The following is an 8,081-nucleotide window of genomic DNA, read 5'->3' on the forward strand; positions in this document are numbered from 1 at the left end:
CGCGCCGCGCCCAGGAAATCCCCAGCCCCACAGCGGCCACCGCCAGCCCGGCCAGCACGCCCGAAGCCTCCGGCCCGATCCAGCGGTTGACCGCATACAGCACCGCGCTGAACAGCATTGAGATCAGCGCCAACCCCAGCCATGCCTGCACGCTGCGAATCCCCGCCAGCACCAGCGCCACGGCGGCCAGGCCGAGGAACACCGGTGCACTGACCAGCGCCGAATGGCTGCCCAGTTCCTGCGCAGGCACATGGGCCAGCAGCGCGCCGATCACCGTGGCCAGCCCGAGGGTGCCCCAAGGCATGACTACCATGCCGGCCAGGGCCATCTTCATACCGACCTGGCGCGAGAACAGTCCCATCAGCAGCGGCACGGTGGCAATCAGCGATACGCCGAACCCGGTCATCGCCTCCAGCAGCGGCGCCAGGCCCAGTACGATGAAGATCACCTGCATCGGCGGCGTCCAACCAAGTTCGCGCACCCAGGCGCCAATTGCCTGCGGCGCGCCGGCCCGCTCGACCAGGATGACGAAGGCCAGCCCTGGGACGATCACGCAGGCGGTACTGAGGAGCAGGATCAGCGTGTCTTGCAGGATCGCGCCGGACACCGCCGCCGACAGCGGCTGCGCGGCGCCCAGGCCCCACAGCAGCAGGACACCGGCCACGCCGGCCAGCGCGGCCTGTACGGGCGGGCGGCGCAGCAGCAGAATCAGCGCGATTACCAGGCCAATGGGGGACATTTGCAGCAGCAGGGCAACCATGATGCGGGTTCCTTCAGCCATCCGAGGGAGTGTGGAGGGGATGGTGGAACGAAGGACTACGCAGCGACAGATACAGGGGGTGGGGGTTTTTCAATACAGCTCTGGCGGGTATGGAGGCATAGCAATCGGTCGTACGACTGCAGTGTTGGAAACGCCGCTCACAGCCCATCTCCAAGGTAGAGACGATGAACTTCGCCGATACGCATACTGGCGGCGGCGGGCACACCAGCCTCTCTAGCAAATTGCGGCCACTGTGCGACGGCTTCACAGACTTCCTTGATGATCCCTCGCGCATCCATGCCCCGGACCTGGCTGGCCACGCTCAACAGATCGTCGAGGGTGAAGTCGTCGCGCTTGCCGTTCACGGTCATCTGGTGGCTATCGCCCCAGAAGCTGCCAGGCAGGTAGGAATAGGACACGTCATACGCCGGCGTCAGGTACCAAGTGCCGTCGGTGTCCATCATGAAGGCTGTGTTCTTGGTGTGGTCGTCCTGGTTGCGTGCCACCAGGTTGAAGACCATGCGGCGGTAGAACTGCTCGGCGCCGTCGCGGGAAATCCGCAGTGCGCGCATCACCCCGAAGGCCTCGGCATAGGAGTACTGGCCTGGCTTGCGGAAGTCGGCGTGGTCGAGGGCGCACAAGGTCGCGACGTGGATCTTTTCACCTTCGGCCATGCGGTCGAAGCGCCGGGTCATGAAGTGAGCGCGTCCACCTTCCTCCAGCAATCGGCACTCGGTCATGGTGATGCCGGCCGCCCTGGCCATGAGGTGGTAGGCGTACTCGATGCGCCCATAGCCTTGCGAGTCAGCCAGCACGGTCGAGTCCTTGGCTACGTCGAACTTGAGCAACCAGTACTCGAAGCCCGGCGGCGCGGTGACCTGGCCCGAACGGATCTCGCCTTCGGCATTCATGGCGATCACCGCCTTGGCCCGGGCGCCGCCCGCGCTGGTACCGATCTGGATGAGGTGCTGCAGGGCGCTGTCGTCCAGCGACGGGTCCTTCGCTTCCAGGCGCTCGGCGATCGACTCGCGTTCGGACAACACCTCGCTGGCCAGGCGCACCAGTGCATCGATATGGATGCTCTCCCCCTTGTCCCGCTCGGTGGCCATCGCCGGACGATATTCCAGGGCGCCCATGCCGCGCTTGCCCTGGTACAGCAGGCGCTCGACCGGGGTAAACGTTGCCTTGTCACGCCCCTGCTGGGCCAGCCAGGCATCGATCAGCGCGTTGCCGAAATCATCGGGCAGGGAGTCGGCGAGGATTGAGGGCAGGCCCTTGAAGGTTTCGCGGTCCAGCCCCTGGAATACGTAGGTGTAGTCCTGGCGCAACGGCATATGGACCGGCGAGATCTCAAGGCCCGTCCTGACGAACTCGGGGGTGTATTCGAACTCTCCGGTCTGGGTCTGCGTGTTCCAGTTGAGCGCGCCTACATACACATCCCAGAGATAGATCCGTGCAATCACCAGCTGTCATCCTTGTCGGGTTTGGGGCCACCAATGAGCGTGGGCTTGCCGATAGGCGTCCTGATTCCGTGTTCAGGCGCTGGCGGTGTAGCCCGTGTGACTCTCGCCCGCATCCGCTGCTTGCCCTGCATTTTTGCCAGTTGCAAGGGGCTGGTCCTGACGTCCTCGATGAGGGAGGCTAGACGATCAAGCTCTCCCAGCACCCGCAGGACGGCAATCACGTTCACCAGGGTGCCTTTGCCAGCCGTGAGCTTGCGGTAGGTCTCCCGGGAAATCCCGGCTTCATGGGCGACGATGTCCTGGCCAATATTACGCTTCAGGCGGATAGCCTCAATGCGTTGGCCGATCTCGTTGGCGATAGCGTCGTCAGTCATTGATATGGCTTTCATAACGCCTGGGATCCTATGCTTAAAGCGCCGCTATTGATTTGAATGCCTATGATTCTAGGCTTTGTATAGTGCGCTTGAAAGGAAAATTCGCTACTGAATAAAAACTAATTTTCTAGGCGTTAAGTGCGTATTTTATGGTTTTTGCCAAGAATTATAGGCGTTGTCAGGCCCTGGTTTTCGCGGCGGATTTCAGCGTTTGGTTTACCACATTTCGTTTCGCGCAGAACGGACTACCGAATCGAACGTCCCGAAGTGACCAAACCTGCCAGTACCTTCCCCAGCTTCACCACCGCCTCCCTCATCTCGGCGGGCGTCAGTGCCGCAAACCCCATCAGCAAGCCGGCATCGTTCCTCGGCACCGCGTACAAGCTGCCCAGCCCCAACAGATCGATCCCCGCTCCGCCTGCCGCCCTGACCACGGCGTCTTCCGCCAAGTCCTGAACGAAGTGGCAGGGCATCTGCAGCCCACCCACCGGCACTTGCGGGCGCAGGAACGCCCCCAGGTGCCGCTGCACCAGGTCCGCCAGCACGTCGCGTCGCTCGGCATAGAGGCTGCGCATGGCCCGCACATGGGCGTTGAAGTGCCCGTCCTCCATGAACCGGGCCAGGGTCAGCTGGGCGATGGACGCGTTGTGGCCATCCTGCAGCGTTCGCGCGGCGGTCATTGGCGCGACGAGCTGGGGTGGCAGCAGCAGGTAGCCGATGCGCAGCCCGGCGCCCAGCGACTTGGTGAAGGTGCCGATGTACAGCGTGCGCGCGTGCGAGTCCAGACCCTGCACGCAGGCGTTGGGGCGACCGGCATAGTGGAACTCGCTGTCGTAGTCGTCCTCGATGATCCACGCCCGTTGCTGGCGCGCCCATTCGATCGCCAGCAGGCGCCGGTCCAGCGACAGGGTGGCGCCGGTTGGGTACTGGTGCGAGGGCGTGAGGAACAGCGCCCGGGCATCCGGCGCTAGCTGGGCCATGCCGTCCACCTGCAGGCCGTGCGCGTCCACCGGCACCGGCACGCCTTGCAGCCTGGCGGCGCTGATGGCCTTTCGGGTGCCCTGGTACAGCGGGTCCTCGACCAGCACCCGGTCGCCTGCGTCCATGAGCACCTGGGCGCACAGGCCCAGGGCCTGCTGCGAGCTGGTGAGGATCAGGATACGGTCGGCGGATGCCTGGGCCCCGCGTTCGAGGTTGAGGTAGTCGGCGATTGCGCTGCGCAAGGAGAGCATGCCCTGTGGCTCGCTGTGTTCCAGGGCACGGGTGCCGTATTCCTTGTACACCTGTCGCTCCAGCTTCTCCCAGACGGCCAGGGGGAAATGCCGGGTTTCGGCCACGCCCGGGGCGAAGGGGCGGGGCGACTGGAAGTTGTGGACGCCACCGCTGTGCAACAGCGCTTCACCTCGCCGGCTCAACTGCACCGGGGCTTCGTTGAGTGACTGGCGCTGGCGCTTGCGCGACGGCAGGCACCGGGCCCGTTGCGATACGAAGCTGCCGCTGCCCACGCGCCGCTCGATGAAGCCCTCGGCGTGCAACTGGCTGTAGGCCGACTCCACGGTGTCCCGCGAGACGCCCAGCGAACTGGCCAGCGACCGCGATGCCGGCAGCGGCTTGCCGACTGGCAGGGCACCCTCAAGGATCAACTGGCGGATGGCCCGCTGGATGCGCACGTGCCGCGCCAGTGCGCCATGGGCGGGATCGGTTAGCCAGGCTTTTACCGATTCCAGCTGGGCGTGTTTGAACATTGGCCTGGGTCCTTGGCGGCTGGATTTGACAGAAGCCTGCCAATCCTGGGGCCTGATCGCGCCCCTAAAAATGGTCTGGTAACTACCGAATAATTGGCAGGTAAAAACCAGCCATTTATCCGCTATAAAACCCAGGTCCGCAAGCAATCACCAAGGAAGGCAAGCGCTACGGGCAGGCCGGCCCCCTCACTCATTAAGCTGTGTTGTCCAAAAGGGGTTTGAACAATGACCACCACCCAACTGCCCGTTTTCGTACGCGAAGTGAAGCAAGCCGACCTGCAGCCATGGTCCGCCTACTGGGCGCAATACCAGGCCTTCTACCAAGTGGACCTGGGCCCAGCCATCACCGAGCGTACCTGGGCGCGCTTCTTCGACCCGGCCGAGCCCATGCACTGCGCCGTGGCTACCGACGGCGAGCAAATCTTCGGCTTCGTTCACTATGTGTTCCACCGCTCGACCTGGGGGCGCAATGATTTCTGTTACCTGGAAGACCTGTACGTGTGCCCGAATGCGCGGGGGAGGATGATCGGCAAGCGGCTGATCGAGTTCGTTCAGGACCAGGCCGGGAAGCAGCGGTGCGACCGGTTGTACTGGCATACCCAGGAAACCAACCGGACTGCGCAGCGGTTGTATGACTGGATTGCCGAGAAGCCGGGGGTGATCGAGTACCGGATGCCGTTGGATGTTGCTCGCTAAGTCCATTGTGAGCAGATGAGGGCGTGGGAGTGGGCTTGCCCCGCGAAGGATGGTACCTGCCTAGCGGTGTAATCACCTGCGGCCTACTGCGCTCTCACGCCTCATTCATCAGATATTGTCCTTGGACATTTTCTGGTCCGAGCAGGGAAAGGGATCGGGATACAAAATTAAATACATTTTGGCATGTCCTAAGTGGTATTTAACTAGATAAAATCAAAAATCTAGGAATTAACACTTAAGCATTCTGCTCAATAATACTTATAATCTGTGATTTAAACGCCGATTCCCAGGTTAAGCCTTGTCATGTTGGATTTAAGCTTCAGCAAGCCCAGTGAGGTCGTCAAACGCCTCTGCGAGCGTCTTCGCACCGAGCGCCTTGCGCAACAGATGACCCAGGCCGACGTGGCAGGCCGGGCCGGTATTGCCACCAACACGGTCTCCAATCTGGAAGCCGGACGTAACGTCGGTTTCGAGAACCTGGTCAGGGTGGCGATGGTGCTGGGCCGGGGCAAGGAATTGGAAAACCTGTTCGTGCCCAAGCTGGACAGCCTTGCGGACCTGCAGCGCTATGAAGAGGGCGCCAAGCGTCAACGCATCAGGAGAAAACACGGCGATGCCTGAAAAAGTGCGTGTGTACTACGAGGGCTGGGGCGAGCGCTGGCTCTGGGGCACTCTGGCGACTTCCACCGCTGTCAGCCAGCGACCACAGATCATCTTCGAATACAGCCCCGAGGCCAGACAGCGGGGCTTCGAACTGTCAGCTCATCTACTGCCCCTGCAAGGCGATGCCGTGCGCAGAGGCTTCCCCGGGCATCAGATCGGCGTACCGGGGCCAGTCTATGATGCGCTGCCGGACGGCTGGGGCATGTTGCTGATGGACCGGCTGTTCAAACGTCGTGGCCTGAATGCTGCCCGAATAGGCCCCCTGGAGCGGTTGGCGTATATCGGTGACAACGCCATGGGCGCCATGTCGTTCGAGCCGGTGGCACCCGAAGGTTTGATAGCGCAGGACCACATCCCCATGGAGCAACTGGCGGCCGAGGTGCAGGATGTGCTCAAAGGGGAGGGTGGGGCGTTTCTGCAACAACTGCTGTTGGTAGGCGGCTCCCCGCAAGGCGCGAGACCCAAGGCGCTGGTGTATCGCGACCCGCACATCAATACGTTTACCACCTTGGCCAAGCCAGAGCTTGAGGCCTGGCTGATCAAGTTTCCTGCTCGGGAAGAGCATCCCGAGGTCTGCGCCATCGAGATGGTCTATGCAGAGTGCCTGCGCCTTTGTGGCATCCCGACACCGGACACCCAGCATTTCAGCCTGCCCAACGGGTTGGCGGCCTTTGCCAGCAAGCGCTTTGATCGACAAGGTGAAATACGCGTGCCCATGCAAAGTCTTGCAGCGTTCACCGGTGCGGATTTCCGCTCACCTGGTGCACTGGACTATGTGAATTTCCTGCGTGCAACCCATCTCTGCACCAACGACCTGCGCGAGAAAGCACGCGCCTTTGAGCGTGCGCTGTTCAACGTGGCCTTCAACAACCGCGACGACCACCCCAAGAACTTCGCTTACCTGATGTCGCGCACGGGGCAGTGGACGCTGGCGCCGGCCTACGATGTGACCTTCTGCGAAGGGCCGGGGGGCTATCACCAGATGGATGTGATGGGCGAGGCCCTGGCGATCGATCGTACGGCGATGCTGGCGCTGGCCCATGAGGCGGAAATCCCCCCAGCCAAGGCGGGGGCGCTTATCGAGCGTTTTTGTACAGTGGCCAGCCAGTTCACTACGTTGGCCGAGCAGCACTACCCGTGCATGATCAGCCCGGATACATTGCGCATGATGCAGGGCCGGATCGACGAGAACATTGCCCTGCTGCGCTGATCGATGCAGACCCTTTCAAGGACGAAAAACAATGAATACAATGCTCGGCTTCTTGTTTCTTATCTGTCTGAACTTACCTGCCTTCGCGGGCGATATTCCCATCGGGTTCCAGACCTCCAAGCTCTCGGACGGGCAAAAGGATCGCCCGCTGGAGCTGGTGGTCTGGTACCCGAGTACAACCACTGCCACGCCACAATTGATCGCGGATACACCGGTGTTTGTCGGCGATCTCGCCGTTCGTGATGCGCCACCGGCCCCAGGTGCGCATCCATTGGTGGTCCTTTCCCACGGTTTTCGCGGTAACTGGGGCAACCAGTCATGGCTGGCCACCGCGCTGGTGCAACGGGGTTACATAGTGGCGGCGGTCAACCACCCGGGCACGACCACCCGTGATCGCGACCCTGAAGCCGCTGCCCAGTTGTGGCAGCGCCCCATGGACCTGCAGCGGGCCATCGATGCGGTGCAGGCTCAGCCGGATCGGTTTGGGGCGGTGGCGAAGCATCAGGTTGCAGTGGTGGGGCATTCACTGGGTGGCTGGACCGCCCTGGAAATCGCCGGGTCGCGGTTCGATCCCGAGCGGTTTGCCCAGGACTGCAAGGCCCATCCGCAGTTGGCCAGTTGTGGCGTCTACAAACAGGCCAACCCTGACGCGGCAGCGCAAGCCCGGCTGGGCGGCGACCTGAGCGACAAACGTGTCACGGCCATCGTGACCCTGGACCTGGGCCTGTCACGCGGCATGACCACTGAAAGCCTGGCGGCGTTGCCGGTGCCAGCACTGGTGATCGCGGCGGGCGCGCCCTCTGAAGACCTCCCGGCACAGTTGGAGTCCGCCGACTTGGCCAAGCGCTTGCCCCCGGCGACCAGTCGCTATGTCGAGATCAAGGACGCCAGCCACTTCAGCTTCCTGTCGATGTGCAAACCTGGCGCGGTGGCGTTGCTTGAAGAAGACGCGCCAGGTGATGGCGTCATTTGCCGGGATGGTGAGAACGCACGGCCGCGGGCGTTGATCCAGCAGCAGGTTGTTGCGTTGATTACCGAGTTTCTGGGGCAGTCATTTCGTAGCTGACGAGGGCGGGAGATTGCACAGCCCCATTCTGGGAGCAACTGTCTAGCAGCGTATTCGTAGTTTACGTTTGCCCTTGTGGGAGCGGCCTTGTGTCGCGAAAGGGC

The 8,081-nt window shown here is 62.5% G+C and carries 7 protein-coding genes and 1 pseudogene; 4 read left to right on the forward strand and 4 right to left on the reverse strand.

The window, feature by feature from the left end:
* The 4 genes and pseudogenes from P5705_RS25565 to P5705_RS25580 form a co-directional block, all read right to left on the reverse strand.
* A pseudogene (locus P5705_RS25565) lies at positions 1 to 760 on the reverse strand (L-lactate permease); the annotation flags it as partial.
* Between the two features lie 158 nt (positions 761 to 918).
* On the reverse strand, positions 919 to 2,223 hold the full coding sequence (locus P5705_RS25570; RefSeq protein WP_277463651.1) for a type II toxin-antitoxin system HipA family toxin: 1,305 nt from the start codon (positions 2,221 to 2,223) through the stop codon (positions 919 to 921).
* Positions 2,220 to 2,597: a helix-turn-helix domain-containing protein gene (locus tag P5705_RS25575; RefSeq protein ID WP_277463652.1), complete on the reverse strand. Its 378-nt coding sequence runs from the start codon at positions 2,595 to 2,597 to the stop codon at positions 2,220 to 2,222. Before P5705_RS25575 ends, P5705_RS25570 begins: the two co-directional genes overlap by 4 nt.
* A 245-nt stretch (positions 2,598 to 2,842) precedes the next feature.
* Positions 2,843 to 4,342 (reverse strand): PLP-dependent aminotransferase family protein, encoded by a 1,500-nt coding sequence (locus tag P5705_RS25580; protein ID WP_277463653.1) that lies wholly within the window; start codon positions 4,340 to 4,342, stop codon positions 2,843 to 2,845.
* 225 nt (positions 4,343 to 4,567) lie between these two features.
* Here P5705_RS25580 and P5705_RS25585 point away from each other — a divergent pair, with 225 nt between their 5' ends.
* From P5705_RS25585 to P5705_RS25600, 4 genes are all read left to right on the forward strand, one after another.
* Positions 4,568 to 5,038, forward strand: a complete 471-nt coding sequence (locus P5705_RS25585; protein WP_277463654.1) for a GNAT family N-acetyltransferase — start codon at positions 4,568 to 4,570, stop codon at positions 5,036 to 5,038.
* Positions 5,039 to 5,341: 303 nt separating this feature from the next.
* The gene (locus P5705_RS25590) at positions 5,342 to 5,659 is read left to right on the forward strand and encodes a helix-turn-helix domain-containing protein (RefSeq protein ID WP_277463655.1); all 318 of its coding nucleotides are present in this window, start codon (positions 5,342 to 5,344) and stop codon (positions 5,657 to 5,659) included.
* Positions 5,652 to 6,911, forward strand: coding sequence for a type II toxin-antitoxin system HipA family toxin (locus tag P5705_RS25595; protein WP_277463657.1), 1,260 nt, complete (start codon positions 5,652 to 5,654; stop codon positions 6,909 to 6,911). The genes P5705_RS25590 and P5705_RS25595 overlap by 8 nt, the downstream gene beginning before the upstream one ends.
* Positions 6,912 to 6,942: 31 nt before the next feature.
* Entirely contained in the window at positions 6,943 to 7,977 is a 1,035-nt protein-coding gene (locus tag P5705_RS25600) for an alpha/beta hydrolase family protein (protein WP_277463656.1), read from the forward strand.
* Positions 7,978 to 8,081 lie beyond the last annotated feature (104 nt).

The organism is Pseudomonas entomophila, assembly GCF_029478665.1.
Classification (GTDB): Bacteria; Pseudomonadota; Gammaproteobacteria; order Pseudomonadales; family Pseudomonadaceae; genus Aquipseudomonas; species Aquipseudomonas entomophila_F.